This is a genomic window from Lapillicoccus sp. (assembly GCF_025353065.1).
Lineage (GTDB): Bacteria > Actinomycetota > Actinomycetes > Actinomycetales > Dermatophilaceae > Lapillicoccus.
Genome location: NZ_JANXRJ010000137.1, coordinates 1 through 25,977, shown reverse-complemented (window position 1 = coordinate 25,977; position 25,977 = coordinate 1). Strand labels below are relative to the sequence as shown.

Here is a 25,977-nt window from a genome sequence, read left to right as displayed (position 1 = left end):
CGGATGAGCGAGTCGACGTGGATCTCGTCGGGGTAAATCCGCACCCGCAGCGTGGTCTGTCCGCCGACCGTGCCGAAGCGGGTCTCCAGGCGCACGGGGAGGAGGACGAGCGGCTCGGACGGGCTCGCGTCGCAGGGGTCGACGAGCTGGAGGACACCGTCGAGGAGCACGCCGATCTGGGCGTCGAGGCGGCTCAGCCCGACCCGGTCGACCACGCCCGTCCCGTGGCTCAGCGTGATCAGCCGGTCTCGCTCCGCGGCCAGCTGGGCCACCGAGGCCCGGGCCTGGACGACCTGTGGGGATATCTGCTCCGTCATGTCTCTCCTCCTCAGGGCAGGAACTCGCCGGCGTCGAACGCGACGCGGACGGGGGACTCGAGCCGGTCGGCGGCGACGGTCGCGCCGCTCGTGGTGTCGCCGACCCCGGCCACGGGTGGGGGCGCGGAGAAGCGCACCTCGTGGGCGGCCAGGTCCTCGCTCGTCGGGCGGCGGAACCGGGTGGACTGGGGGTGCTCGCTGATGACGATCCACCAGCCGGGTTGCTTCAGCGTCTCGGTCGTGATGTCGAGGCCGGCGAGCATGATGTCGGGCTCGAGGAAGGCGGTGAAGAGGAGGGGCGCTGCGTCCGGCATGCCGGTGGGTGCCTCGGGCAGGATCGGTCGACCGTTGTCACGCAGGCCGGGGTCGGTCTCGTGGAGCGCCATGACCGTGAGGTCGGGGTAGCGCCGGACGATCTCGCCGCGGACGACCACGACCGCCCTCCCCGACTTCACGTCGGGCCCGATGGACACGTGGCTGCCGAGGTGTCCGGGCGAGAACCGGTGGATGGGTTCGCGCAGCTCGTCGCTCGCCGGCGTCCAGAATCGGTGGAAGTAGGTGCCGCGTGAGTCGGTGGGATAGCCGCGCCAGAGCAGCTCGCGGCCCATCTCGTCGCTGAGACCGACGAGGAAGGCCTCGGTGAAGACGTCGTTGGTCGACAGCAGGGTCACGAGCTCGTCGGCGTCGAGCCGGTCGAGCCCGGGCACGAGCCAGTCGCGGTCGTAGTCGTCGAGCGCCTTGTACATCGGTCGGTCGAAGCGGGGCGCTGCCATGATCGGCCGGATGAGCGTGCTGTCGAACCAGTCGGCCGGCACGAACCCCCCGGTGGACAGCCGTCCACGGATCGCGTCCACCACGGTGCGCGCGGGCTGAAGACGGTGCAGCACCTCGTCCCTCGTCACGCTGAGGGCACTGAGCGCCGGGGTCACGGCGAGCTGGAGCACCCCGATGTCGGCGACGAGCTGGGCCATCTGGCCACGGATCTCGTCGTTGGTCACGGTCACGGCGCGCTCGAGCCAGGTCGCCAGCTGGGTGCCCTGGGGGGTGATCAGCCGGTCGATCCGGGCGGCGTCGGTCAGCGGCGGGGGACTGGCGCCCGCGGGCAGGAAGACGTCGGGAGGGACCCGCCGGATGGTCCCGAGGAGCCCACCCGCGAGGGTGCCGCTGAGGCTCGGGGTCAGCGTCGCCGCCCGCCAGGCCGCGCCCGTGCGCAGCATCTCGTCAACCACCGGCCGCTGGACGACACCCCCGACCGCCGCGCCCTGGAGAACGGGCCCGGACCGAACTGGGCTGGAGAGGACTGGGCTCGAGTGGACTGGGCCGGCGAGGACTGGACCGGAGAACACCGGGCCGGAGAACACCGGACCGGACAGGACGGGCCCGGACAGGACGGGGCCCGACACGACCGGGCCGTGGAAGACGGGGCCGACCCCACCGACATGACCGGCCGGCCCGCTGGAGCCGGACTGGGACACCTGCCCGATCCGGTTGGTGACGTCGATGACGACCTTGTCGATGCCGACGGCGACCTGGACCATCGCCTCGGTCCCGGCGACCCTGCTCACGGCCAGCCCGGCGGCGAGACCGCCGAGGAATCGGCTGCCCACGACGTCGCTCGTCGTGTCGGCGGGGATCCGGCTGAGCACGGTCGCGGTCACCTTCGAGGCGACCGCCTGCCCGACGGAGAGGCCCGGTGCCTGAGTCGCCCAGGCGCTGGGCGTCCGCACGGCGGTGGCGAGCGTCATGCCCCCCTGGAGCCGGGTCGACGCCGCTGCGACACTCGACATGGCGCTGCTGACGTCGAGGCCCAGCGAGCGGGCGACCACCGTGGGGTCGAGGCCGGCGCGGGCGAGGGCGGACAGGCCGCCGATGCCGTCGGGCACGGCATACGGGCGGCTCCAGTTGCGGGCCGTGTCGCCGACGCTGACGAGGGTGGCGACCGAGAGCCGTTCGACTCCGGTCAGGCGCCGGGACAGCGGACCCGTCACCCGCGCCGTGCGACGGAAGGCCCCGGTGAGGGCGGCGGTCGGCGTCGCGCTCCGGCTGGTCTGGCCGGCCAGGGTGAGACCGACCCCGTCGAGCCGCGTGCGCGCGGCCGCGGGCCTGCTCACCTGGAGGAAGCGGCCGCTGTCGACGAGGGCGAGTCGGGCGTGCAGCGACTCGGCGACGTGCCGTGCCACCTGCGCGAGCAGCAGGGCCCGGTTGGCGCGGTCGATGTCGCCGACCTGCGCCCAGGCCGCCTGCATGAGTGGCTCCTGGTCCTTCCCGACGACCCGGGTGCCGAGTCCGGCGACGACGCGGTTGGTCACGGTGAGGTTGAGGTCGGCGAACCAGTCGCCGGGGGGCACCGTGCCCTGCCCCCGCTGACCCCTGGCGTAGACGCGGGGTCCGACGATGGGCAGGTCGGGGATGCCCTGGGGGTCCGTGCCGCCGGTGCCCTCGACGATCGCGGCGCGCTCGATCGCGGTCCGGAGGTCGGCCGTCCGGCCGTCGCTCCAGGTGACGGTGTCGAGCGGTGCTCCAGCGGGAGGGTCGCTGGGAGAGTAGAGCGCACAGCGGATGGTCTGACGACGGCCAGCCTCGTCCGGATCGAGGTCGGTGAGGGGCTCGCCCGGGCGCGAGGTGTCCATCGTGCGGCGCCCGATCTCCCACGGCGCAGGGAGACCTTGCAGCCGCCGGGCGAGGCGGGCGAAGTCGCCGTCGGGCGCCGTACGGAACTCCCAGTGGTCGTAGACCGGGAGCCGGACGGTGCCCTCCTGCCCGCTCCAGGCGGGGTCGAGGGTCCCCCCGGTCTCGCCGAGGCCGGCTCGTCGCCCGACGTCCGTCGTGGGCACGAGGCAGGCGACATAGCTCGTCAGCTGGGTGAGGACGCGGGCGGCGAGCAGGCGCGACACGTTCACCGGTGCGTATGCCGTGGAGAGACGTGCGCTGAGGTCGGCCGAGCCCGAGGTGGCCTGGGCGTGCGCCCACGCCCAGGCCTGGTCCAGCGGCGGGAGGGCCCCGCCCGGCACGGTGGCGATCGGCTGCAGGCCGGCCGTCATGGGCTCCCACTGGATCTCGCTCGCCTCGAACACCACGAGGGCGATCCACGGCCGCATCCGACGGTCGCGGTCGGTGGCGCTGAAGGCCCAGGGCAGCTCGGGTCGGTCGAACTCGATGTGGGCGTAGAAGGTCTCCTCCGAGTTGGTGCTCCCGGGCGGCGGGAAACGCCGCACGATCTGACCCGGGTCGATGCCGAGGACGTCGCCCGGGCCGCGCAGGGTGACGTCCCGCCTGGCCTCGGCCGCGCCGCCCTGGTCGTCGGAGATGGGCAGCGTGACGGTCGTCGTCGCGCGGACGCCGGACCCCGTCGGGCGCGTGGCGGCGACGGCCATCCCGGTGAGGGCGTAGGGGACGAAGTCGTAGGCCTCGAGGACGAGCTTGCCGACGGAGTAGTCGTTCTCGTCGCTGAGGTCCACGGCGAGCACGTCACGCACGTGCTCGGCGAGGTCGGAGAGCCTGGCCCCGCGGATCGCGGGCACGTCGGCGAAGTCGACCATCAGATCACTCCCACGGAGACGGCGGTGAGGTGGCCGACGCCGGCGGCGTTGACCGTGTCGGCGACCCATCCGGCCTCGGTGCCACCGAGGACACCGAGGTCGGCGAGGACGAGCCCGTTGTCGTCGACGGCCCGCACGGTCGCGCTGCCGGCCGGGAGGACGGAGACCTTGTCGCCCGAGTGCGGGTTGACCTTCGCCGTGCGCGGCAGGTAAGGGTTGTCGCGCTGCGCGAGACTACGGCCGGTGAGGGAGTGCTCGACCAGCACCTCGGCATACAGGAGGGGGCTGAAGCGCCGCGGGAGTGGCGCCTCGTCACCCCGGTAGTAGGTCAGCATGGTCACGTTCTTCTCGTGACGGTCCGCGACCGGGTCGCCGAACACGGGGGTCGTCGCGGCCGAGACGCGGCACCCGCTCGGCAGGTCGTCGAAGCCCGACCGCGCGAGCAGTGCCTCGCCCTCCAGCGCGAGGAACTGACCGGGGGCGAAGGGCGCCGTGACCGTCGAGACGGCCGCTGCCGGGCCGGCGCTGGTCCTCGCGAGCCCCAGGTTGACCCGGTGCGCGCTGACCCCGCTGGAGCCGATCCGGTCGAGGTGGGTCTCGAGCGGGACCCGGGACTGGGTGATCTCGAGCGCGGAGAGCGGGTGCGCGAGGAGCCCGCTGGCGTCGGCGTTGCCGAGGCTGACGAGCAGGTCGCCGTCCAGCGGCATGACCGCCTTCCACGCGTCCGGGTCGTTGAGCGCCTCGGCGACGAGCGCCAGGGGGCTCACCGCCGGCCCGGCGTCGACCGCGGCGGCGCCCCAGCTGATCGGGCCGAGGTGGAAGTGGAAGGTCGGCAGGAACCACACATCGACGGTGGCCGTGCCCTCGACGAACCACGGCGTCGTGCCCGAGAGCGTGCCCTTGAGGCCGATCTCGGCGAAGCTGCACCCGAAGACCTCGATGGAGATGCCGAGCTCGAGGTCGACGGAGAAGCCGAAGCGGGGGACCCAGTAGAAGATCATGTCGAGCTGGAGCCAGGCGTGAGCGCTGGCGACGCCCACGTCGGCATTGAGGTCGCCGCGGATCCCCGCCATGATCGCGCCGGCGGTGACCGCGAAGTAGGCCTTGATGACGATCTTGAGGATGGCCGGCGGCGACATGTCGATGGTCAGCCGCTGGAGGCCCTGGAGCTCGGGCGGGATGGCGGTGTAGCGCGGGTGGAAGCCGCCGACCGAGAGGGCGAACGCGCCTCCTCCTCCCCACTGGATGAGCAGGCCGAGGTCGCCGGAGACGGTGTAGCCGGCGATCTTGGAGTCCCGCAGCGAGGCGATGATCAGGAGGTGCTCGGCGGAGATCTCGCCGTAGACCTCGCACCGCAGGTCGGTCAGCGGCGTCATCTTGGAGGGGGCTCGGACGCGGACCGCGCCGAGGATGATGAGCTTGGGGTCGGGCAGCGCGAGGACGATCCCGAGCTTGGCCTCGACGATCTTGGCCTGGGACCCCCACCCGAGCTCGATGATCGGCCCGACCACGAAGCCGCCCGGCTGCGGGGGGAAGACCTTGGCCAGCTTGTCCAGGAGGGTGGGAGCCGCGGAGACGGGGTCGTCGGGGAAGAGCAGGCTGTCGACGAAGTGGCTCCGGATGCCCGAGACCAGCTCGGTGGTGTCGATCCTGCGGTTGATCGCGAGGATGCCGCCGATCCCGTTGAAGGTGAAGCCGAAGCTGAGCTCGATGGCGACCGGGAAGTGGACCCCCATGACGAGGACCATGGAGAAGGGGTCGGGGCTGAGGATGCCGATGGCGTAGACCCCGACCTTGAGGATCTCGAGCTGGATGACGCCACCGAACTCGACGAGCTGGACGGCCGAGGCGCCGGTGCCGTAGGTGCGGGTCCTGCGCTCGAGGAAGCCCCCGCCGGTGATCGGACCGGCCTTGATGCGCAACCCGATCTGGTCCGGCCAGCGCGGCGAGACCGCCATCGGGAAGATCGCGCTCCCCGGGGGCTGGCCGTCGAGGGCGATGGTTGCCCCGGCGCCGCCGACCTGCATCCCGACCGCGCCGCCGAGCTTGGCGGCGATGATCGTCGTCAGCTCGAGACCGCTCATCTCGTGCTGGGCGTTGCGGACGATGCCGAGGGCCACCTCGCGGATCTCGACCGCGGGGAAGTTGAACTGGACTGGTAGCACGAGCTTTTCGTTACCGGCGCCTTGGCCGTCGCCGAGGGAGAACCCGTTCGCCGAGTCGAGGGTGAGGGCGGTCGGCTTGATCGGCTTCGGGTCGCTCGACCCCGGCATGATCGCCTTGAGGAGCGGGTCGCCCTGGAGCCCGGGTCGGATGGTGACGTAGAGCCGGACGCCGAAGACGGCCTGGTCGGCCTGCCACCACGTGCCGTCACGCTCGACGAGGTCGCCCTTCTGGGCGTCCGTGGGATTGAGGAACTGGACCCGGTTGAAGCCGAGGAACGCCTCGAGGCTCGTCTCGTCGAGCCGCAGCACGCCGAAGTCGCGCTCGCCGGTGCCGGTCAGCTTGGCCGCCAGCCGGAAGGTCGCCCGGTCGAAGGTCAGGGCGTCGCCGAGCCCCTTCGTCGCGCCGTCGATGCCCAGGACCTGCTTCCCGAGCGAGTCGAGGAGCTTGCCCGCGCCGTCGGCGAGATCTCTGAACGGCTGCACCCACGGGTTCCAGATGCCGAGGAGGGCCTCGCGGGTGGCTGGCACGACGGTGCCGTTCTGGTCCTTGGAGAGCTCGCTGGCGACGATGGTGACGGCCTCGTCGATCGCGATCAGCGCGGTGCCGATGCGGACGGCGATCCGGCCCGCCTCCGCGCTGGTGAAGGCGGCGGTCCGGGCGTCGGTGATCGACTCGCTGGCCATCTTGCCGATCAGGGTGATCTGGCTGTCGATCGCCTTCTTGATCGGCTTGACGAGGTCGGCGTCGGCGGATAAGTCCGCCTTGAGCTTGTCGTATGCCGGTTTGACGGTGTTGGGGATCCCGTCACCGAGGGAGTCGAGGAGCGAGCCGGAGTCGTGGTAGGTCGTCGACGACGCCCGCCCGAGTCGGGTGGCCCCGAACGCGGAGACGGCCTGCAGGAAACCCGTAGCGACATCCGTCATCGATCAGCCTTCTGCTGGACCCGGAGGTAGCGGCACGGAGATCGTGCCGGTAGCGAACTGAGCACTGGTGTCAGTAAGGACACGCGGAGCGGCGCGCTGATACGCACGAGGCTCCGCGTAGCGCGCCCCACCCCTGCCTCCGGGCGACGAAGACGAGTCCGACTGTAGGACTCCGGGACCCCGGTGTCACTAGTTCCGACGAACCGGTCCGAAGAGCAGGATCAGCGCGGTTGGGAGCGGAACGGGTCGGCGGGGTAGACGCCCATCATCTTCACCTCGGTGGTGAAGAAGGAGAGCTCCTCGAGGGCACGGGCGACGTCGACGTCGTCCGGGTGTCCGTCCACCTCGGCGAGGAACTGGGTGGCGCCGGTGAAGGTCCCGTCGACCATGTAGCTCTCGAGCTTGGTCATGTTGACGCCGTTGGTCGCGAAGCCGCCGAGGGCCTTGTAGAGGGCGGCCGGCAGGTTGCGGACGTTGAAGACGAACGACGTCACGACGGGACCGTGTCCCGCCGGTGCCGGCTGCGGCGTGCGGGACAGCACGACGAACCGGGTGGTGTTGTGGTCCTCGTCCTCGACGTCGTCACGGAGGATCACCAGGCCGTAGATCGGCGCCGCCAGGGGTGGCGAGATGGCCGCCTGGGTCAGGTCGCCGGCCTCGGCCACCTCGCGCGCGGCGCCAGCGGTGTCCCCCGAGATCATCGGGACGAGCCCGAGCTCGCGGATCACCTTGCGGCACTGGCCGAGTGCGTGCACGTGGCTGCGGGCGGTCGTGATGGTGTCCAACGTCGCGCCGGGGATCGCCATCAGGCTGAACCGGATTCGCAGGAAGTGCTCGGCGATGATGTGGAGACCGGAGTCCGGCAGGAAGTGGTGGATGTCGGCCACCCGCCCGGCGATGGAGTTGTCGATGGGGATCATCGCCAGGTCGGCCTCACCCCCCTCGACCGCAGCGAACACGTCCTCGAAGGAGGCGCAGGGGAGCGTCTCCCAGTCGGGGTAGTGCTTCAGGCACACCTGGTGGGAGTTCGCGCCGGGCTCGCCCTGGTAGGCGATCCGGCCGGGTGCCGGGCTCATGGGGCCATCCCCGTCACGACGTCCCCGACCTCGATCTGCCCGGGGGTGAGGGGCACGAGCCGGATGCCGAACCACGTCCTGCCGTCCCACCGCCGGTGCCGGGCGAGCGTCCGGATCGGCTCCTTGCCGCCGGCCAGGGTGAGGGGGTCGATGGTCGTCATGACGCAGCGGTCGCACAGCTCCGTCGTGCGGAAGTCGACGTCGCCGATCCGCACCGTCGGCCAGCTGTCCTCGGCGAACGGCACATCGCCGTCGATGACGACGTTGGGCCGGAAACGGTTGATGAGCAACGGTTCTGTGCGGATCTCACCGGTGGTGTCGCTCAGGTCGTCGGGGTCGAGGTCCGGCAGGTCCGGGGTGTCGGAGTCCGCGGCGATCCACTCGTTGAGCTGCGCCATCGAAGCCTCCGAGGCCAGCAGCAGCGGCCCGGTGTCGGCCATGGAGACGTGGTCACCCGGCATACCGCCGTGGGCGCCGGAGATGGTGCGTGCCGTCGGGTCCTCCTGCCAGACCAGCCGCACACGGGTGCCGACGCGGGCGCTGAGCCAGCCGTTGACGTCCTCGTCGGCGGGCGAGGCGAAGGGCAGCCGCGACAGGTCGATGGGCACCGGTCCGAGCCCCAGCGGGGTGTCGACGAGGATGCTCCCGTCGTCGGCCCGGTCGGTGATCCGGATCGTCTCCTCGTCGACGACCTCGGCCGTCAGCCGGAGCAGCTCGTGGACCCGCCGGGCGGTCACGACGTCGCCGGTGTCGTCGACGAGGGCCCAGCGGCGGTCACCGGCGAGGCCCCAGGGTTCGACGGAGGCTCGCTCGAGCGGGAGTCCGCCGAGGGACTTGACGGGGTAGAGGTGGAGCTCGGTGACGTGCACCGCCCGATCGTGCCACGGCTGCGGACCCCGCCGTGCCCTCGGCCGGTATGCCGCGGGGCTCAGCCCGCGGTCGGCTCCGCCACCACGTGGGCCGGGAGGTGCTGCGCGGCCACCGCGGCGACGACCATCAGGGCGACGAGCGCCCCGAGGGCGACCTGGAAGGCGGGCCCGAACATCGCGCTCGGGACGGCGGGAGCGTGCAAGTCGACGAGCGAGAAGAAGACGGTGCCGATGACCGCGACGCCGATCGCGCCGCCGAGCTGGCCGGTCGTGTTGATGAGACCCGAGGCCGAGCCCGCGTGCTCCACGGGCACGTCGGTGATGGTGAACATGCCGATCGGCGCGACCATCAGGCCGAAGCCGGCGCCGGCGATCACGAAGCCCGGGATGAAGGCCCAGGTCGAGGTGGAGGCGCTCGCGCCCTCCACGGTGAGGATCAGCACGACCGCCCCGACCGCCCAGACCACCGCGCCGAGCTGGAGGACGCGACGGCCGATCCGCGGAGCGAGGACGGCGACGCCGACACCGGCGAAGACCGATGTCGAGACGGCGAACGGGACGCCCGCGAGGCCGGCGTGCAGGACCGTCCAGCCGAGTCCGGCCTGGAGGTAGACGGTCTGGCAGAGGAACGTCGCCCCCATCGCGACGAACAGCAGGCCGTGCACCGCCGAGCCGGCCGCGAACGACCGTGCGCGGTAGAGGCTGAGGGCGACCAGCGGCTCGCGACCGGAGCGCTCGGTGCGGTGCTGGGCCCGGACGAAGAGGATGAGGAGGAGCATGCCGGCCGCGATCTCGGCATACACCCAGACGGGCCAGCCGAGCTCGCGACCCATCGTCAGGGGATAGAGGACGGCGAGCAGACCGACGGCCAGCGTGATGACCCCCGCAGGTCGAGGCCGGGGCGGCGCGCCGACACCGAGTCGGGCACCCAGCGGAGGGCGGCGGCGACGGCGACGAGACCGACCGGGACGTTGACGAGGAAGATCGCCCGCCAGCCCGTGCCGGCGATGTCGGCGTCGGTGAGCACCGCGCCGAGGACCGGCCCGAGGACCGCGGTGATGCCGGCCAGCCCGGTGAACAGGGCGATCGCCCTCGCGCGTTCCGCGGGGGCGTACATGACCTGGATGCTGCTGAGCACCTGCGGGATCATCGCTGCGGCGGCCAGGCCCTGCAGGGCCCGGAAGGTGACGAGCGCCGCTGCAGTGGGCGCGAGTCCGCACGCCGCCGACATCAGCGTGAAGCCGACGAGCCCGCCGACGAAGAGCCGTTTGCGGCCGAGGAGGTCGCCGAGCCGGGAGCCGGTGATGAGGGCGATCGCGAAGGCGAGAGGGTAGGCCGCGACCATCCACTGCAGCTCGACGGTGGCTGCAGGCGCGACTCGATGGTCGGGAGCGCGACGTTGACGATGGTCGTGTCGAGCAGCTCCATGCTCGAGGCGAGGAAGAGGCTGAAGAGGGCGATCGTGCGGGCCCGTCCGACGGGCAGGGGGCCGCGGGTGAGGGCGGGTGGGGCGGTGTCCTGGGGTTTGGCGGTCGTGCTCATCGCGTTCTCCTCGAGGGTTTCGTTGCGCTGCGGTCGATGTGAGCAACGCTCGTGAGAACGACGTTAGGAAGGCAACAGGCCACTTCCTGACCGGATGGTGAGGCAGTATTTCTTCTATGGCCAACACCAGCTCCCGGACGCTGTGTCTGCTCTCCCTGCTGCAGACGCACCGCTTCTGGCCGGGTCCCGAGCTGGCGGTCCGGCTCGAGGTCTCGGAGCGGACGCTGCGCCGCGACATCGACCGGCTGCGTGAGCTCGGCTATCCCGTCGACGCGCTGCGGGGGTCCGAGGGCGGCTACCAGCTGGGGGCCGGCGCCCCCATGCCGCCCCTCACCGTGGAGGAGGACGAGGCGATCGCGATGGTCGTGGCGCTCGGCGGCGCGGCCCACAACGGTTCCGGGGCGATGGCCGACGCGTCGGTCAGCGCGCTGACCAAGATCGTCCAGGTGCTGCCTCCGCGGCTGCGACGCCGGGCCGAGGCGCTGCGCGCGGTCACCGACGACACCCCCTTCGCGCCCGCGCCTTCGGTCGACGCGGAGGTCCTGGCGACGATCGCCCAGACGATCCGGGACGCCGAGCGGCTGCGCTTCGCCTACACGGCCCGGGGTGGCGTGGCCGCGGGGGCGGAGCTCGCCCGCCACGTCGAGCCGCACCGGCTCGTGACGGTCGGGCGCCGCTGGTACCTCGTCGCCTATGACCTCGAGCGCCAGGACTGGCGCTCGTTCCGGCTGGACCGCCTGCAGTCGCCCGTCGGCACGCGCGCGCGGTTCCGGCCCCGCGGCATACCGGGCGGGGATGCGGGTGAGTTCGTGCGAAAGGGACTGTCGCGCAACGAGACCGAGCACGTCGTCATAGCCCGGTATGCCGTGTCGGCCGACCGTGTCGCCGCGCGCATCGGCCGTTGGGGCACGGTCACGGCGGTGGACGACACGTCCTGCCGACTGCGGATGCAGGGCTCGGACGCGAGCTGGCTCCTCTCTTCGGGCTCGGGATGGTCGGTGAGCCCTTCGTCCTCGAGTCGGCGCCCGACGCGGTCCGGGAGCTGATGACCGGCTGGGCCGCCCTCTTCGCGGCCGCAACGACCTGACCGCCCCCACCGCCCCCTCCCCCAGATTGGGGTGAAACCGCGTCATCGACGACGCGTCTTTTGAAGACGCGTTCGTACCCCAATCCGGGAGGGGGGGCGGGAGGGGGGGCGGGCGTGCGGTGGGGCTGGGTGCGATGATGTCGGGATGCTGCTGCACGAGGTGGTGGAGACCGCGGCCACCGTCACGGCGACGCGGTCGCGGCTGGCGAAGGTCGAGGCGCTGGCCGACCTGCTGCGCCGGCTCCCCGAGGACGAGATCGCCCCGGCGGTGGGCTTCCTCGTCGGCAAGGCGCGGCAGGGACGGGTGGGCGTCGGCTGGCGCGGCCTCTCGTCGGTGATGGGGTCGCCCGCGACCGAACCGACTCTCACCGTGGCCGACGTCGACGCCCTCCTCGACACGCTGCTCACGACCTCCGGGGCGGGGTCTTCGGCGTCCCGGACCTCCGCGCTGCGCGCGGTCACGGCCCGGGCGACCGAGGCCGAGCAGGACTTCATCGCGAGGGTGCTCATCGGCGAGATGCGCACGGGCGCCCTCGAAGGGATCCTGGTCGACGGCATCGCCCGCGCGGCCGACGCCCCCGGCGCCCTCGTCCGCCGGGCCGTCATGCTGTCGGGCGACCTCGGCGCCACAGCCCGGCTCGCCCTCACGGGAACCCCGGCCGATCTCGAGGCCGTCGGTCTCGTCGTCGGGACGCCGGTCATGCCGATGCTCGCCTCGACGGCTGCCGACCCGACCGCCGCGCTGGACGTGGTGGCGGACGGGGTGACCGGCCAGAGCACCGCCTCCGTCGAGTGGAAGCTCGACGGCGCGCGCATCCAGGTCCATCGGCAGGGCGACGTGGTGCGGGTGTTCACCCGCAGCCTCGCCGACATCACCCACCGGGTGCCGGAGGTCGTCGAGGTCGTCCGCGGCTTCCCGGCCCGCGACCTCATCCTCGACGGCGAGACGCTCTCGCTCGACGAGGACGGCGGACCGCGGCCCTTCCAGGAGACCATGTCGCGCTTCGGCGCTGACGCACCCCGCGAGGCGCTGCTGCGTCCGTGGTTCTTCGACGTCCTCCACCTCGATGGCCGCGATCTCATCGACGAGCCGCTGTCGACGCGGCTCGAGGTCCTCGCGCAGGTCGTGGGGGACTACCGCATACAGGGCGAGGTGACAGCCGATCCCGCTGTCGCAGAGCGGGTCTCACGTCAGGCGCTCGCGGCTGGACACGAGGGCATCGTGGTCAAGGGCATCGACGCGCCGTATGCCGCCGGCCGCCGCGGCAAGAGCTGGGTCAAGGTCAAGCCCGTGCACACCTTCGACCTCGTCGTGCTGGCCTGCGAGTGGGGATCCGGGCGCCGCACCGGGTGGCTGTCCAACCTCCACCTCGGAGCGCTAGACGCCACCGGCGAGTTCGGCGACCCGGGCGCCTGGGTCATGGTCGGCAAGACCTTCAAGGGCCTCACCGACGAGCTGCTGCGCTGGCAGACCGAGCGCTTCCAGCAGATCGAGCTGCGGCGCACGGCGCAGACGGTGTGGCTCGAGCCGCTGATCGTCGTCGAGATCGCCATCGACGGCGTCCAGAGCTCGACCCGCTACCCCGGCGGCATCGCCCTGCGCTTTGCCCGGGTCAAGCGCTACCGCGAGGACAAGAGCCCGCAGGACGCCGACACGATCCAGACGCTGCGGGCGCTCGTCCGCTAGCCCGTGACCGAGGAGGTCGGCGGTGACGTTGCTCCGCGGCCGGAGAACTCAGCGGCGGCGCCACCAGCGGGCGCCGAACAGCCCGGCGAGGAGGGCGACGGCGGCGACCAGGCCTCGGGTCCCGACGCGTCCCGCGCCGTAGGAGCCTGCCGTCCGGATGACGGTGGGCACGCCCGACCAGTAGGGCCGGAGCTGGACGCGTCCGGCGGACGAGATCTGCACGCGCCCGATGTCGCGGCCCCGCGAGGTGAGCAGCACGGGCAGATCCACGATCTGGTCGACGGGCAGTGACGCCGGCAGCTCGCGTCGAAGCCCACGGCCCGGAACGCACCGGAGCAGCACGACCGGATCCGGAACGTCGAGCACCAGACCGCCGAGACCGTCCTGCTGCTCCGACGTGCTGGTCAGATGGGCTGTCGTCGACCCGCGCGCGTCGCCGACCTCGATCGTGAGGTCGGCGACGACGGCGAGACGAGTCGACGTCTGGTCAGGCACCGGCCGGCTTGGCCGCGCCGCGGTTGTCCTTGTCGGACGTCGTGATGCGCAGCGTGCCGTTGAGCTTCCAGGTCGCGGTGGCGGTGTCCTCGCCGGCAGACCGGGGGACATCGATCGCCATGTTGATGAACGTGTAGTCGATGGTGGCCTCCTTGCCGGTGAGGTAGGACCACATGTCGCGGCCGAGGTCGGAGAACGAGGTGGTTTCGGTGGTGGCCATGAAAAAGCTCCTGTGTTTCGGTGATGGGTAACCGGGACCGGTCCGACGAGGCTCCCTTTGGCCGGAGAGCGGCGTCGCCGTTCGCGTCGGCTCGACGAGACTATGCCGGGCCCGCACGAACCGCACTGGACCTGTCGGCCTCCCCGTGGTCAGAACGCGAGGGCTACCAACGTACCGGCCTCGACCGCGTAGTGGTCGTTGATCTTGTTGAGCTCGGACTGGTAGTAGGGCGTGCAGAGCCCGAAGAAGAAGCAGAGGACGATACCGATGACCGGGGAGCAGGACGACCCGAGTCCCGCGGTCCGCTGCCGGTCCGCGATGCGCTTGCCCGTGTTGTAGACGCTGATGTAGGGAGGGACGACGAGGAAGGCCCCGAGCGTCACAGCGAGCAGGGATGTCCCGGCGCTGACCGGGTTGCGCCGGTCGAGCCGGCCCATCTCGGCATTGATCTTGTACCACCAGACGAACAGGTAGAACCCGAGCGTGATGAAGGGAAGGCCGAGTCACACGGCAACGACGTTGCGACGCTTCATCGCTCGGCCGGTCGTGGACATCGGGTTCTGCATCGACATCGGGTGCCTCTCCGAGTGATCTGCGGGGTCTGAGGGGTCTGCGGTCTGCAGGGATCGCCGGGCGGCGAGCTGTGAAGAGCGAGCGGTCAGCGCGGGGGCATCCGGAGGGCGCCGTCGAGGCGGATGACCTCGCCGTTGAGCATGCCGTTGTCGATGACATGTCTGACGAGAGAGGCGAACTCGTCCGGCCGCCCGAGCCGGGAGGGGTGGGGGACGCCCGCCTCGAGGGCCGCGGTCGCCTCCGGCGGGAGCCCGGCGAGCATCGGGGTCATGAAGGTGCCGGGGGCGATGGTGACGACCCGGATGCTCTTGTCGGCGAGGTCGCGCGCGGCCGAGAGGGTGAGGCCGACGACGCCGCCCTTGCTCGCGGCATACGCCGCCTGGCCGATCTGGCCGTCGTAGGCCGCGATGCTCGCCGTCATGACGACGACGCCGCGGTCACCCTGCCTCGGCTCGTTGCTGAGCATTGCTGCGGCAGCGAGGCGCAGGACGTTGAAGGTGCCGATGAGGTTGACCTCGACGACCCGTCGGAAGACGTCCAGCGGGTGGGGTCCGTTCCTGCCGACGACGCGGCCGGGTGTCCCGACGCCGGCGCAGGTCACCGCGATCCGCAGCTCGCCCTGGGCGGTGGCGACGTCGATGGCAGCCTGGACCTGGTCCTGGTCGCGCACGTCGGTCGGCATGAAGGTCACCGCGCGGCCCAGCTCGGCCGCGAGGTCGGCCCCCGGCGACGAGTCGAGGTCGAGGATGATGACCTTCGCGCCGTCGGCGACGAGTCTGCGGGTCGTCGCCTTACCCAGCCCGGAGGCTCCTCCGGTGACGACGGCGACGGTGGAGTCGTTGATCTGCACGGCAATTCGGCTTTCCGGACGGGGTAGGGGCGCGGGCTCAGCCGAGCAGCTGGCGCGAGATGACGAGCCGCTGGATCTGGTTGGTGCCCTCGAAGATCTGGGTGACCTTCGCCTCGCGCATGTAGCGCTCGAGCGGGAAGTCCTGGGTGTATCCGGCGCCGCCGAGCACCTGGACGGCGTCCGTCGTGACCTTCATCGCGGCGTCGGTCGCGACGAGCTTGGCGACGGCTGCCTGCTTGGAGAAGGGCCGGCCGGCGTCGCGCATCCGCGCGGCATACAGGTAGCTGGCGCGTGAGCTCGTGACAGCCGCCTCCATGTCGGCGAGGAGGAAGGCCAGGCCCTGGAACTCACCGATGGCGCGACCGAACTGCCGCCGCTCCTTGGCGTATGCCGCGGCCTGGTCGAGGGCGGCCTGCGCGAGTCCCGTTGCGGCAGCGGCGATCCCGAGCCGGCCGGAGTCGAGTGCGGACAGGGCGATGGCCATGCCCTGACCCTCCTCACCGACCCGCTGCCCGGCGTCGACACGGGCGTCCTCGAACGTCACCTGGCGGATGGGGTCGCAGCGCAGGCCCATCGTGCGCTCGACCGCCCCGAACGAGATGCCTTCGGTCTGCGCGGGCACGATGAAGCACGAGAGGCCGCGCCCCCCGTCGTCGGACGTGCGGGCGAAGGTCGTGTAGAAGTCGGCGTGGCCCGCATTGGAGATCCAGGCCTTGGTGCCCTTCAGGGCATAGGTCCCGCCGTCGTCGGAGCGCGTCGCCCGGGTGGTCATCGAGCCCACGTCGGAGCCGGACATCGGCTCGGAGAGGCAGTAGGCGCCGAGCTGGTCGCCCCCGAGCATCGCCGGGAGGAGCCGCTGGCGCTGTTCGTCGGTGCCGAAGGTCGCGACCGGGTAACAGGTCAGGGCGTGCACCGAGGCGCCGACAGCCACGCTCATCCAGACCGACGCGATCTCCTCCACGACCTGGAGATAGACCTCGTAGGGCTGGGCGCCGCCGCCGAACTCCTCGGGGTAGGGCAGGGAGAGCAACCCGGCTTGGCCGAGCAGCCGGAAGGTCTTCTCGGGGAACGTCCCCGCGCGCTCCATGTCGTCGACCTGCGGGGCGAGGTCCTGACGGCAGATCTCGCGCGTCAGGTCGATCAGGTCCTGGGAGTCGTCGGTGGGGAGCAGTCGCTCTGCGGGCATGGGCCCAGCCTAACCGCCGGGTGCCACCCTCGCGCCGGGCGCAATGCGGCCGGGCGCGAGGGGGACCGGTCGGTCAGAGCGGGCGGTCCTGCGGCGGGACACCCTGCGGGTAGGTCGGCGGAAGGTCCTGGGGGGTGACCGGGGGAGTGGCCGGGGGAGCAGGCGGGGTCTCGCCGGCGGCCGGCTTCCCCGTTGCGCCGTCCGCGCGCTGCTCGGCGAGCTTGTCCACGCCCTTCGTGACCTGGTTCTTGGCCTTGGCGACCTTGTCGTGGTACTTGCCGTCGGTCCGCTGGTCGATCCGGTTGCCGACCTTGTCGAGGCCGCTGGTGACCTTGCCCCGGTTGTCGTGGGCGACCTCGCCGGCCTTCTCGACCGCGTCCTTCGTCGTCTTCTCGACGGCGTCGGCGAACTGCTCGGCCTTGCCTTGGAGGTCGTACTCCTCGGCCTTCTGCTTCACCTTGTCGATGAACCCCATGGCTGCTCCTTCGTGTGTGGTCGTCATGGTCCTGCTCGTGCAACGCCTTCGACCCTAGTTGGGGTTCCGATCATCGAGCACTCCGGAACGACCCGGACCCGACCCCGACCCGACCCTGAGCAAGCTGGCGCGGGCCGGGGTCCCGCAGGACGTGAACCTCCCCCGACGTGAGGTCCTAGCGTGCGCGCCATGAGCACCGCACCTCAAGATCGGCGAGGTCGCCCGCCGCACGGGTCTCGACCGGAGGACACCGACCACGGCCGGGTCGCGACCTTCCACGACCCCTTCGGGCACCGGTGGCTGCTGACCCGACCGGCGTGACACCGCGGCATACCTCAGCGGGTGGTGCTACCTTTCCGGACAGGCGATCAGGTCGCCTCCGGTCCGCGGGAAGGGGCACAGCCCCCCTGGTGCAGGTGAGACCTCTCCGGCCTGACCCTCCTTTCGGCCCGACGCAGCGGACGCGGGCTGACGAAAGGAGGCCGTCATGGCCCTCTCCCTTGCCCAGCAACCCCGACCTCGAACGGTTCCGTCGCGACGCCCGCCGGCTGCAGCGCGCGGTCCGGGAGGGGGACGAGCAAGCGCTCGCCCTCGCGACCCGGCACCACCCCCAGGGGGTGCGAGAGCCGGCGACGTTCTCGCTCACCGCCGCCCAGCACACCGTCGCCCGGGGTCACGGCTTCGCCAGCTGGCCGAAGCTGCGGCACTACCTCGAGATCGCCGCACCGCTGCGTCGTGACCCGACGACGCCCCTGCCCGAGGACGGGGACCCGCTCGACGCGTTCCTCATGCTCGCCTGCCTCGTCTACGGGCCGGACGACGGTCCGCACCGCTGGCAGCGCGCCGCGGCCCTGCTCGCGACGCACCCCGACCTGCCCATCCGCAGCGTGTATGCCGCGGCCGGCGACCCGGTCGCCGTTGCCACGCACCTGGCCAGGGACCCCGCGCTCGCCCGGTCCGAGGGTGGACCGCACCGGTGGACGGCGCTGACCTACCTCGCCTACTCCCGTGTGCCGCAGACGGATTCGCTGACGACGGCCCGCCTGCTCGTCGGGGCGGGCGCCGACGTCGACGCAGGCTACCTCTGGGGTGGCCTCCCGCCGCCTTTCACCGTGCTGACCGGCTGCTTCGGCGAGGGCGAGCAGGGTCCGGGGCAGCAGCCGCGGCACCCCGAGGGGGAGGCGCTGGCCCGGCTGCTCCTCGACCACGGGGCGGTCGTGAACGACGGTCAGACGCTCTACAACCGGATGTTCAATGCCGACGACAGCCACCTGACGCTGCTGTTCGCCTACGGCCTGGGCACGGGGGACCTCGGTGTGTGGGGCGACCGACTCGGCGACAACGCCGAGTCGGTGGAGGAGATGATGGGCCGGCAGGGCGACTGGGCGACCCGGCACGTCATGACCGCGCGGCTGGACCTGTTGGCCCAGCATGGTTGTGGGCCCTCAGCGGGCCGGAGCCGACCTTGACCTCGACGAGAAGCACGGCACGACGCCGCTGGCGTGGGCGGAGTTCTTCTCGCACGCCGACCTGGCCGAGGTCTTGCTCCGCCTGGTGTCGCGTCGATGCGGACGTTGCGCGCGACGAGACCACAACGTCCGCGGCAACGCGACACCGGTATGCCGTTCGCGCGGACGCTAGGGGTTGGGCGCGCTCAGCCGAAGGCGCTGATGCCCGTCAGAGCCTTGCCGACGACGAGGGTGTGGACCTCGCTCGTGCCCTCGTAGGTGAGCACGGACTCGAGGTTGGCCGCGTGCCGGATCGGGCTGTACTCCAGCGAGATCCCGTTCGCGCCGAGGATGGTGCGGCTCTCCCGGGCGATCTCGAGGCTCTTCCGGACGTTGTTGAGCTTGCCGACGCTGATCTGGTCGCTCGAGATCGTGCCCTTCTCCTTCAGCCGGCCGAGGTGCAGCGCGAGGAGCATGCCGTTGCCGAGCTCGACGGCCATGTCGGCGATCTTCTTCTGGGTCAGCTGGTAGCTCGCGAGCGGCTTGTCGAAGACCTCCCGCGAGATGCTGTAGTCGACCGCCGTCGCGAGGCTGTCCCGGGCGGCGCCGAGGGAGCCGAAGATGATGCCGAACCGGGCCTCGTCGAGGCACCCCAACGGTCCTCGCAGACCGGCGACCTCGGGGAGCAGGGCGCTTCCCGGCAGCCGGAGGTCCTCGAAGACCAGCTCGCTCGTGACGCTGGCCCGCAGCGACAGCTTCTGCTTGATCTCGTTGGCGGTGAAGCCGGGGGTATCGGTCGGGACGACGAAGCCGCGGATCCTCTCGTCGGTGCGGGCCCAGACGACGGCGACGTCGGCGATGGACCCGTTGGTGATCCAGAGCTTGGAGCCGTTGAGCACCCAGTCGTCACCGTCGCGCTTGGCGATGGTGCGCATGCCGCCGGGGTTGGAGCCGTAGTCGGCCTCGGTGAGACCGAAGCAGCCGACGGCCTCGCCGGCCGCCATCCGCGGGAGCCACTCCTGCTTCTGCTCCTCGGTCCCGTACTTCCAGATGGCGAACATGGCCAGCGATCCCTGCACCGAGACCAGCGAGCGCAGGCCGGAGTCGACCGCCTCGAGCTCGAGGCACGCCAACCCGTAGGTGACAGCGCCGAGCCCGGCGCACCCGTAGCCCTCGAGGTGCATTCCCAGGACACCCAGGCCGCCCAGCTCCCGCGCCAGCTCGCGGGCCGGCAGCTTGGCCTCGTCGAACCACGTCGCGACGTGCGGACGCAGCTCCTTAACGCCGAACGCGCGAACCGCATCGCGGATGTCGCGCTCGTCCTCGGTCAGGAGGTCATCGATGCCGTAGAGGTCGAAGGTGTCGGTCGTGGACATGTCGGGTGCTCCTGCGCGGGGGTGGGTTGGCGTGTGGGGTGCGGGCGACGGTATGCCGCTGCAGCTGGCCTCAGTCGATCGTGCGGTCTGCACGGCGTGCGTGCAAGGGGGTGACGAGCGGACGTTTGGCCGAGACGTGGTCGCCGGACGACTCGTGGCGCAGTCGCCGCTGCACCCACGGCCCCACGTGGTCCTTCGCCCACCGGGCGTTCGCCACCGCCGCCTCGCGCCGCGGAACCGCCTGCGCCGGGGGCGGCGGCGTCCGCCAGGCCTCTTCGTCCGTCTCGATGCCGAGGCTGGACAGGGCGGCGAGCGAGACCCGCTGGTGGCCCTCGCTGTTCATGTGAAGGCGGTCGTCGGCCCACATCGACCAGTCGCGCAGGAACGGCTGGCCCCACTGGTCGAGGACGAAGGCTCCCTGCCGCTGGGCGATGCTCCAGATGCAGGCGACGTAGAGGGCGCAGCGGCCGCGGAAGGCCCGCAGCAGCGGAGCCTTGTAGGGGTCGGCCGGGGTGGCCATGAGCACGTCCGCGCCGGTCGCGCGGATCCGGGCGACCGCCGCCTCGAGGTCGGCCGCGAGGGCGTCGACGTCGGCCTTGGGCCGGAGGATGTCGTTGGCGCCCCCGATGATGCTCACGAGGTCGGGTCCGAGGGCCAGGGCCGCGTCCAGCTGGGGGCCGACGACGTCGGCGAGCAACCGGCCCCGGATCGCGAGGTTGGCGTAGCCGAACTCCTTGTCCTCGGCGTCGGCCCGGGCCGCGAGCTCGACCGCGAGGCGGTCGGCCCAACCGACGTAGGCACCCGGCATACCGGGGTCGGGGTCGGTCATCCCCTCGGTGAGCGAGTCCCCGATCGCGACGTAGCGGGTCCAGGTGCGGGTCGTCGGGGCGGGCTTCACGGTCGGCTCCTCCGGGGTGGGACGGGGGCGGGCGCAGTGGGCCCCGTCACGGTAGGGCCCAGTCGAGGGGGGACCCACCCTGCTCGACGAGCAGGGCGTTGGCGCGGCTGAAGGGTCGCGAGCCGAAGAACCCCGAGCTCGCGGACAGCGGCGACGGGTGGGCGCTCTCGACGCGCGGCACGGAGCCGAGCTGCTTGGCGAGGGTCTGCGCCTGGCGTCCCCAGAGGATCGCGACCAGCGGCCCGCCCCGGGCGGCGAGCGCCGAGATCGCTTGTGTCGTCACAGATTCCCAGCCCTTGCCCTGGTGGCTCGCCGACGCTCCGGGGCGGACGGTCAGGCACCGGTTGAGCAGGAGCACCCCGCGCTCGGACCACGGGCTGAGGTCGCCGGTGGTGGGCGTCGGCAGCTCGAGGTCGCTCGTCAGCTCGGTGTAGATGTTGGCCAGGCTCCGCGGCACCGGGCGGACGTCCGGCGCGACCGAGAAGCTGAGACCGACGGGGTGACCGGGCGTCGGGTAGGGGTCCTGGCCGACGATGAGGACTCGCACCTCCTCGAAGGGGCGGCCGAACGCGCGCAGCACGAAGCGGCCCTCGGGCAGGTAGCCCCGGCCGGAGGCCAGCTCCTCCCGCAGGAAGGCGCCCATCCGGGCGATGGTGTCGCGGACCGGCTCGAGGGCCGGGACCCAGGAGGGGTGGACGAGCTCCTCGAGGGGACGGGCAGGCATGCCTGTCAACTTACCCAACACGTCCCCCAGAAGACGCCGCCGCCCAGGGTGGTGAGGGCATTGGTCAGGCGGCGGCGCCCACTTAGGGTCGGTCCCCGTTCACGTGATCGAGCACCGATGTGACCCTGGCCAGAGCCACATGTGCGGGAGCGGCGTCGTCACCTGACGCGACTGAGCGCGCCACGACACGACGTATCCCCCTCTTGGAGCCCCGGATCGGATCCGGGCATTCGAAGCCGTCAACAAAGCGAACTCCCCAGGTCGCCTCTCTTGCTCCGAACTCACCTCACCTTAGCAAAGGTAAAGAAATGTTCAAGGGATTCCCAGGGTTTGGTCAAGAACGATCGGGGTCCTGTCGATGTCACCGGCGCGAGGCCGAGCACCTAGGGTCTTCCGGGTGACGAGCGACGCCCTTCCCGGCAACCCCGCCCCTGCCGCACCCCTGACCTCCGGCGACGGCGTCTCCCCCGCCGTGCGCTGGCCGGTCGTGGTCTTCGACCTCGACGGCACGCTCGTCGACACCATCGACCTCATCGTCGCGTCCTACCAGCACGCCTTCCGGGAGGTGCTCGGGGAGGAGCAGGATGAGGCATTGATCCGCAGCTGGATCGGTCAGCCGCTCATCCGCGCCTTCCGCAGCGGTTGGCCCGGCCGCGCCGACGCGCTCTATGCGACCTATCTCGCGTGGAACCACGCCAACACCGAGCGCCTCATCCGCACGTATGCCGGGGTGGCCGAGATGCTCGCGGCCCTGCAGTCCGCAGGGGTGCAGGTCGCCGCGGCGACCTCCAAGCTGAGGGTGCCTGCCGAGATGGCGCTGCACTTCACCGGCCTCGAGGACCACGTCGGTGTCCTCGTCACCCTCGAGGACACCGACGAGCACAAGCCCCACCCGGCCCCGCTCCTGCTCGCCCTCGAGCGCTTGGGCGCCCACCCGTCCCACTCCGCCTACGTGGGTGACGCGGTCGTGGACGCGCAGGCCGCCCGGGCCGCCGGGATGTCGGCCGTCGCGGTGTCCTGGGGGGCCGGCGCCCGGACGGACCTCGTCGCCGCGGACCCCGACGTCCTCGCCGACACCGCCGCCGACCTGCGGATCGCCCTGCTCGGAGCTGACCCGCACCAGCCCTTGAACTGACCCGCACCAGCCCGGAGACCTAGACTCCGCCGCGTGCACCGCTACGACCCCGACACCACCTCGGCCACGGTCGACTCCGTCCTCGCGTATGCCGCGGAACGCCTGGCGCTCGACCCCGTCCCCCTCGACGGCCCGGCGAGCGCGGCCGAGCTGACCGAGGCCGCGGGGCCGACGATCACCGCTGCCGGCCTCGGCGCCGCGCGGGCCCTCGACGTCTTCGCCGACGTGCTCGCCCCTGCCTGCCTGTCGACCGACCACCCCCGCTACCTGTCGTTCATCCCCTGCGCGCCGACGAGGGAGGCCGCCGCCTTCGACGTCGTCGTGGGGGCCTCCTCCATCTACGCCGGCTCGTGGCTGGAGGGCTCGGGGGCGGTCCACGCCGAGAACGAGACGCTGCGGTGGATCGCCGATCTGGCGGGCCTCCCCGCCGAGGCGGGCGGGGTCTTCGTCAACGGGGGGACGATCGGCAACCTGTCGGCGCTCGTCGCGGCGCGGCATACGGCGCGGGAGCGGGCGTCGTCGGCGGGCTCGTCCGTCCGTCCGTGGCGGGTCGCGACGACCTATGGCGCGCACTCGTCGATCCAGTCCGCGTGCGACGTCATGGACGCCGAGCTGGTGCAGGTCGAGATGGACGAGCACTGGCGACTGTCGGGTGAGAACCTGCGAAAGACGATGCTGGACAACGGCCCTGACACCTTCTTCGCCGTGGTCGCCACCTCGGGGACGACCAACTTCGGGATCATCGACGACCTCACGTCCGTCGCCGAGGTCTGCCGCGAGCTCGGGGTGTGGTTCCACGTGGACGGCGCCTACGGCGGGGCGGGGCTCGCGGCCCCGTCGATCCGTCACCGGTATGCCGGCGTCGAGCAGGCCGACTCCTTCATCGTCGACCCGCACAAGTGGCTCTTCGCGCCGTTCGACTGCTGCGCCCTGCTCTATCGCGACCCCGCGCTGGCGCGCGCGGCCCACACGCAGAAGGCGTCCTACCTCGACGTCCTCAACGAGGCCCCCGACTGGAACCCCACCGACTACTCCGTGGGCCTGACCCGGCGGGCCCGTGGGCTGCCGCTCTGGTTCTCGCTGGCCGTCCACGGCACGCAGGCCTACGCGGACGCGGTGGAGCGGACCCTCGAGGTGGCCCGTTTCGCCGAGGCGGAGATCGGCCGCAGGCCCTACGTCGAGGCGCTGCGCGAGCGCGACCTCTCGGTGATCGTCTTCCGCCGGCTCGGCTGGGAGGCGCGGGACTACGGCGCCTGGTCGGACCGGCTGCTCGCGGAGGAGTTCGCCTTCGTGGTGCCGACCGCCCACGAGGGTGAGACGGTGACGCGGTTCGCCATCGTCAACCCGCTGACCTCCGAGGACGACATCTCGGCGATCCTCGACACGATGGCCTGAGGGCCGGGTGGTCCGGTCGACCGGTCGGTCGGTGCGATCGGCCGGTGCGCGTGCCGATGAATGACACCTCTGTCATTTGCTCCTATAGTGAGGCCCGGGCCACCAGTCGGCGGGTCGAGACGAACACGAGGGTCGAAGTGAACGCGGAGCAGCAGCACGACATGCAGTCCGAGCCGGTCTCGGCGGAGCTCAGTGAGCGGGACCGCGAGATCCTCGCCTTCGAGCGGCAGTGGTGGAAGTATGCGGGCGCCAAGGAGCAGGCGATCAAGGAGCTCTTCGACATGAGCGCCACCCGCTACTACCAGGTGCTGAACGCCCTCATCGACACGCCCGAGGCGGTCGCGGCCGACCCCATGCTCGTCAAGCGGCTGCGGCGGCTGCGCGCGTCCCGGCAGCGGGCCCGCAGCGCTCGCCGGCTCGGCATCAACGTCTGACGCCGCTTCTCCTCTCGACCCGACCCCTGCGTGGTTCACTTCCCCCATGGGTGAGGTACGCGTGCGCCGGGCGGTGGTGGCAGACGCCCTCGTCGTCGCGGCGCTGCGCCTGCAGTCGGCCCGGGCCGCCGGCGCCCCGACCGAGCCGGGTTTCCTCGACCGTTTCACGGCGGCCTGGGATCCCGGGCGGCACCCCACGTGGGTCGCCGAGCAGGACGGGAGCCACGCCGGCGTGCTCATCGCCCAGGTCGTCACCGACCTGCCGTGGCCCGGGCAGGCGATCGGGCGCCGGCTGCAGGTGGTGACGCTCTACGCGTCGGCTGATAGTGCCGAAATCCATTCTGCAGCAGCCGATCCCGCCGTCGCTGAGGCTCTCACCACCGCCATGACGACCTGGGCCCATGACACCGGCCTGACCGTCGCGGGCCCGCCGTGACCGACCTCCGGCCCGGCCCGCTCAACGCCATCACCGACGTCGCCGGACTCCGCGTCGGTCACGCGGCCCGTCGCGAGCCCGGGTGGCTGACCGGCACGACCGTCCTCCTCACCCCATCAGGCGGAGCCGTCGCCGGCGTCGACGTCCGCGGCGGCGGGCCGGGGACCCGCGAGACCGACCTGCTCGACCCGCGCAACCTCGTCGACCGGGTGCACGCCGTGCTGCTGGGTGGGGGGAGTGCCCTCGGGCTCGCGGCGGCCGACGGGATCGTGCAGGCGCTCCTCGACGACGGGATCGGCTGGCCGATGGGCGTTCCCGGTGCCGTCGTGCCGATCGTGCCGGGGGCGATCCTCTTCGACCTCGGTCGCGGTGGGGTGTGGCGCAACCACCCCACGGCGTCCGACGGGGCGGCGGCATACGCGGCGGCGCGGGGCGGTGAGGTGCCCATGGGGGGCGTCGGGGCCGCGACGGGCGCGAGAGCGGGCGGCTTCAAAGGGGCCATCGGCACCGCGAGCGTGGTGCTGCCGAGCGGACACTCGGTCGGCGTCCTCGTCGCGGTCAACTCGGCCGGCTCGCCCGTCGACCCCAGGACCGGCGAGCTGTATGCCGTCCGGCACGGTCTCGGAGGGGAGTTCGACGGCGTGGGGGCGCCGTCCGCGGACGAGGTGACCGCCTCGCGCGCCTATGCGGCGACCCTCGGCGCGGAGGGTCAGCGCCCGGCGATGGCGACGACGATCGGCATCATCGCCACCGACGCCACCCTCACGAAAGCGCAGTGCCAGAAGGTCGCTGGGATGGGCCACGACGGGATGGCCCGGGCGATCAACCCGGTGCACACCCTCTTCGACGGCGACACCCTCTTCGCTGTGGCCACGGGCGAGCGGCCCGCGCCCGACCTGATGGAGCTCTTCGCCCTGATGGCCGCCGCCGGAGAATGCGTCACCCGGGCCATCGGGCGAGGGCTGCTCGCGGCCGAGTCCGCCGACTGCTCGGCGACCGGGGGAGTCGTGCTGCGGTCCTACCGGGACGTCTTCCCCTCGGCGTTCGGGTCCTGACACCTGCGCAGGCGCCCCTGCGGGGAGGGGGTTGACGCTGCGTCAAGGGGGTTGACGCTGGCTATAACCAG

General features: G+C 71.8%; 25 protein-coding genes. 9 read left to right on the top strand and 16 right to left on the bottom strand.

Annotated features, from left to right (window positions below; genetic code table 11):
* The 7 genes from Q0R63_RS10955 to Q0R63_RS10925 all read right to left on the bottom strand — a co-directional run.
* Nucleotides 1-317 (bottom strand): hypothetical protein (locus Q0R63_RS10955; RefSeq protein ID WP_295697170.1); only part of this gene is annotated, 317 nt, incomplete at its 3' end.
* An 11-nt stretch (nt 318-328) separates the two neighbouring features.
* Entirely contained in the window at nt 329-3,856 is a 3,528-nt protein-coding gene (locus Q0R63_RS10950) for a hypothetical protein (RefSeq protein ID WP_295697169.1), read from the bottom strand.
* Complete coding sequence (locus Q0R63_RS10945) at nt 3,856-6,945, bottom strand: DUF6603 domain-containing protein (RefSeq protein WP_295697167.1); 3,090 nt, start codon at nt 6,943-6,945, stop codon at nt 3,856-3,858. The genes Q0R63_RS10950 and Q0R63_RS10945 overlap by 1 nt, the downstream gene beginning before the upstream one ends.
* 221 nt (nt 6,946-7,166) lie before the next feature.
* Nucleotides 7,167-8,021, bottom strand: coding sequence for a prephenate dehydratase (locus Q0R63_RS10940; protein ID WP_295697166.1), 855 nt, complete (start codon nt 8,019-8,021; stop codon nt 7,167-7,169).
* Nucleotides 8,018-8,890: an MOSC N-terminal beta barrel domain-containing protein gene (locus tag Q0R63_RS10935; RefSeq protein WP_295697165.1), complete on the bottom strand. Its 873-nt coding sequence runs from the start codon at nt 8,888-8,890 to the stop codon at nt 8,018-8,020. Before Q0R63_RS10935 ends, Q0R63_RS10940 begins: the two co-directional genes overlap by 4 nt.
* Before the next feature lie 59 nt (nt 8,891-8,949).
* On the bottom strand, nt 8,950-9,729 hold the full coding sequence (locus Q0R63_RS10930; protein WP_366521105.1) for an MFS transporter: 780 nt from the start codon (nt 9,727-9,729) through the stop codon (nt 8,950-8,952).
* Entirely contained in the window at nt 9,726-10,235 is a 510-nt protein-coding gene (locus tag Q0R63_RS10925) for an MFS transporter (RefSeq protein WP_295697161.1), read from the bottom strand. The genes Q0R63_RS10930 and Q0R63_RS10925 overlap by 4 nt, the downstream gene beginning before the upstream one ends.
* Nucleotides 10,236-10,548: 313 nt before the next feature.
* Here Q0R63_RS10925 and Q0R63_RS10920 point away from each other — a divergent pair, with 313 nt between their 5' ends.
* Complete coding sequence (locus Q0R63_RS10920; RefSeq protein WP_295697159.1) at nt 10,549-11,478, top strand: YafY family protein; 930 nt, start codon at nt 10,549-10,551, stop codon at nt 11,476-11,478.
* A 186-nt stretch (nt 11,479-11,664) separates the two neighbouring features.
* Nucleotides 11,665-13,206 carry an ATP-dependent DNA ligase gene (locus Q0R63_RS10915; protein WP_295697158.1) on the top strand — a complete coding sequence of 514 codons (1,542 nt, stop codon included), beginning with the start codon at nt 11,665-11,667 and terminating at the stop codon, nt 13,204-13,206.
* 48 nt (nt 13,207-13,254) lie between these two features.
* Here Q0R63_RS10915 and Q0R63_RS10910 read toward each other — a convergent pair whose 3' ends face one another.
* The 6 genes from Q0R63_RS10910 to Q0R63_RS10885 form a co-directional block, all read right to left on the bottom strand.
* Complete coding sequence (locus Q0R63_RS10910; RefSeq protein ID WP_295697157.1) at nt 13,255-13,701, bottom strand: hypothetical protein; 447 nt, start codon at nt 13,699-13,701, stop codon at nt 13,255-13,257.
* Nucleotides 13,694-13,921, bottom strand: a complete 228-nt coding sequence (locus tag Q0R63_RS10905; protein ID WP_295697156.1) for a hypothetical protein — start codon at nt 13,919-13,921, stop codon at nt 13,694-13,696. Before Q0R63_RS10905 ends, Q0R63_RS10910 begins: the two co-directional genes overlap by 8 nt.
* Nucleotides 13,922-14,070: 149 nt before the next feature.
* The gene (locus tag Q0R63_RS10900) at nt 14,071-14,409 is read right to left on the bottom strand and encodes a DUF4234 domain-containing protein (protein WP_295697171.1); all 339 of its coding nucleotides are present in this window, start codon (nt 14,407-14,409) and stop codon (nt 14,071-14,073) included.
* Nucleotides 14,410-14,579: 170 nt separating this feature from the next.
* Nucleotides 14,580-15,344, bottom strand: a complete 765-nt coding sequence (locus Q0R63_RS10895) for an SDR family NAD(P)-dependent oxidoreductase (RefSeq protein ID WP_295697154.1) — start codon at nt 15,342-15,344, stop codon at nt 14,580-14,582.
* 37 nt (nt 15,345-15,381) lie between these two features.
* Complete coding sequence (locus tag Q0R63_RS10890) at nt 15,382-16,530, bottom strand: acyl-CoA dehydrogenase family protein (RefSeq protein ID WP_295697152.1); 1,149 nt, start codon at nt 16,528-16,530, stop codon at nt 15,382-15,384.
* Nucleotides 16,531-16,603: 73 nt separating this feature from the next.
* A complete protein-coding gene (locus Q0R63_RS10885; protein ID WP_295697150.1) occupies nt 16,604-17,005 on the bottom strand; it encodes an antitoxin in 402 nt (133 codons plus the stop codon).
* Nucleotides 17,006-17,194: 189 nt separating this feature from the next.
* Between Q0R63_RS10885 and Q0R63_RS10880 the strand changes: the two genes are divergently transcribed.
* On the top strand, nt 17,195-17,326 hold the full coding sequence (locus tag Q0R63_RS10880; protein WP_295697149.1) for a hypothetical protein: 132 nt from the start codon (nt 17,195-17,197) through the stop codon (nt 17,324-17,326).
* Between the two features lie 179 nt (nt 17,327-17,505).
* Nucleotides 17,506-18,474: a hypothetical protein gene (locus tag Q0R63_RS10875; RefSeq protein WP_295697147.1), complete on the top strand. Its 969-nt coding sequence runs from the start codon at nt 17,506-17,508 to the stop codon at nt 18,472-18,474.
* A 185-nt stretch (nt 18,475-18,659) separates the two neighbouring features.
* Here Q0R63_RS10875 and Q0R63_RS10870 read toward each other — a convergent pair whose 3' ends face one another.
* From Q0R63_RS10870 to Q0R63_RS10860, 3 genes are all read right to left on the bottom strand, one after another.
* On the bottom strand, nt 18,660-19,829 hold the full coding sequence (locus tag Q0R63_RS10870; protein WP_295697146.1) for an acyl-CoA dehydrogenase family protein: 1,170 nt from the start codon (nt 19,827-19,829) through the stop codon (nt 18,660-18,662).
* A 70-nt stretch (nt 19,830-19,899) separates the two neighbouring features.
* Nucleotides 19,900-20,727 (bottom strand): SGNH/GDSL hydrolase family protein, encoded by an 828-nt coding sequence (locus tag Q0R63_RS10865; RefSeq protein WP_295697144.1) that lies wholly within the window; start codon nt 20,725-20,727, stop codon nt 19,900-19,902.
* A 46-nt stretch (nt 20,728-20,773) separates the two neighbouring features.
* Nucleotides 20,774-21,451 carry a uracil-DNA glycosylase gene (locus Q0R63_RS10860; RefSeq protein WP_295697143.1) on the bottom strand — a complete coding sequence of 226 codons (678 nt, stop codon included), beginning with the start codon at nt 21,449-21,451 and terminating at the stop codon, nt 20,774-20,776.
* Between the two features lie 397 nt (nt 21,452-21,848).
* Here Q0R63_RS10860 and Q0R63_RS10855 point away from each other — a divergent pair, with 397 nt between their 5' ends.
* The 5 genes from Q0R63_RS10855 (at nt 21,849) to Q0R63_RS10835 (ending at nt 25,906) form a co-directional block, all read left to right on the top strand.
* Nucleotides 21,849-22,586 (top strand): HAD-IA family hydrolase, encoded by a 738-nt coding sequence (locus tag Q0R63_RS10855; RefSeq protein WP_295697142.1) that lies wholly within the window; start codon nt 21,849-21,851, stop codon nt 22,584-22,586.
* A 33-nt stretch (nt 22,587-22,619) separates the two neighbouring features.
* Complete coding sequence (locus Q0R63_RS10850; protein WP_295697140.1) at nt 22,620-23,981, top strand: aminotransferase class V-fold PLP-dependent enzyme; 1,362 nt, start codon at nt 22,620-22,622, stop codon at nt 23,979-23,981.
* 161 nt (nt 23,982-24,142) lie between these two features.
* Nucleotides 24,143-24,415, top strand: coding sequence for a DUF3263 domain-containing protein (locus tag Q0R63_RS10845; RefSeq protein WP_295697139.1), 273 nt, complete (start codon nt 24,143-24,145; stop codon nt 24,413-24,415).
* A gap of 46 nt (nt 24,416-24,461) precedes the next feature.
* Nucleotides 24,462-24,851 (top strand): GNAT family N-acetyltransferase, encoded by a 390-nt coding sequence (locus Q0R63_RS10840; RefSeq protein ID WP_295697137.1) that lies wholly within the window; start codon nt 24,462-24,464, stop codon nt 24,849-24,851.
* A complete protein-coding gene (locus Q0R63_RS10835; protein WP_295697136.1) occupies nt 24,848-25,906 on the top strand; it encodes a P1 family peptidase in 1,059 nt (352 codons plus the stop codon). The genes Q0R63_RS10840 and Q0R63_RS10835 overlap by 4 nt, the downstream gene beginning before the upstream one ends.
* Nucleotides 25,907-25,977: the final 71 nt, after the last annotated feature.

Bases quoted from the DNA above. Each gene is read 5' to 3' on its own strand.
- Q0R63_RS10950 (WP_295697169.1), bottom strand. From the start codon at position 3,856: ATGGTCGACTTCGCCGACGTGCCCGCGATCCGCGGGGCCAGGCTCTCC.
- Q0R63_RS10945 (WP_295697167.1), bottom strand. From the start codon at position 6,945: ATGACGGATGTCGCTACGGGTTTCCTGCAGGCCGTCTCCGCGTTCGGG.
- Q0R63_RS10940 (WP_295697166.1), bottom strand. From the start codon at position 8,021: ATGAGCCCGGCACCCGGCCGGATCGCCTACCAGGGCGAGCCCGGCGCG.
- Q0R63_RS10925 (WP_295697161.1), bottom strand. From the start codon at position 10,235: ATGGTCGCGGCCTACCCTCTCGCCTTCGCGATCGCCCTCATCACCGGC.
- Q0R63_RS10920 (WP_295697159.1), top strand. From the start codon at position 10,549: ATGGCCAACACCAGCTCCCGGACGCTGTGTCTGCTCTCCCTGCTGCAG.
- Q0R63_RS10915 (WP_295697158.1), top strand. From the start codon at position 11,665: ATGCTGCTGCACGAGGTGGTGGAGACCGCGGCCACCGTCACGGCGACG.
- Q0R63_RS10905 (WP_295697156.1), bottom strand. From the start codon at position 13,921: ATGGCCACCACCGAAACCACCTCGTTCTCCGACCTCGGCCGCGACATG.
- Q0R63_RS10890 (WP_295697152.1), bottom strand. From the start codon at position 16,530: ATGCCCGCAGAGCGACTGCTCCCCACCGACGACTCCCAGGACCTGATC.
- Q0R63_RS10885 (WP_295697150.1), bottom strand. From the start codon at position 17,005: ATGGGGTTCATCGACAAGGTGAAGCAGAAGGCCGAGGAGTACGACCTC.
- Q0R63_RS10880 (WP_295697149.1), top strand. From the start codon at position 17,195: ATGAGCACCGCACCTCAAGATCGGCGAGGTCGCCCGCCGCACGGGTCT.
- Q0R63_RS10870 (WP_295697146.1), bottom strand. From the start codon at position 19,829: ATGTCCACGACCGACACCTTCGACCTCTACGGCATCGATGACCTCCTG.
- Q0R63_RS10860 (WP_295697143.1), bottom strand. From the start codon at position 21,451: ATGCCTGCCCGTCCCCTCGAGGAGCTCGTCCACCCCTCCTGGGTCCCG.
- Q0R63_RS10845 (WP_295697139.1), top strand. From the start codon at position 24,143: ATGCAGTCCGAGCCGGTCTCGGCGGAGCTCAGTGAGCGGGACCGCGAG.
- Q0R63_RS10840 (WP_295697137.1), top strand. From the start codon at position 24,462: ATGGGTGAGGTACGCGTGCGCCGGGCGGTGGTGGCAGACGCCCTCGTC.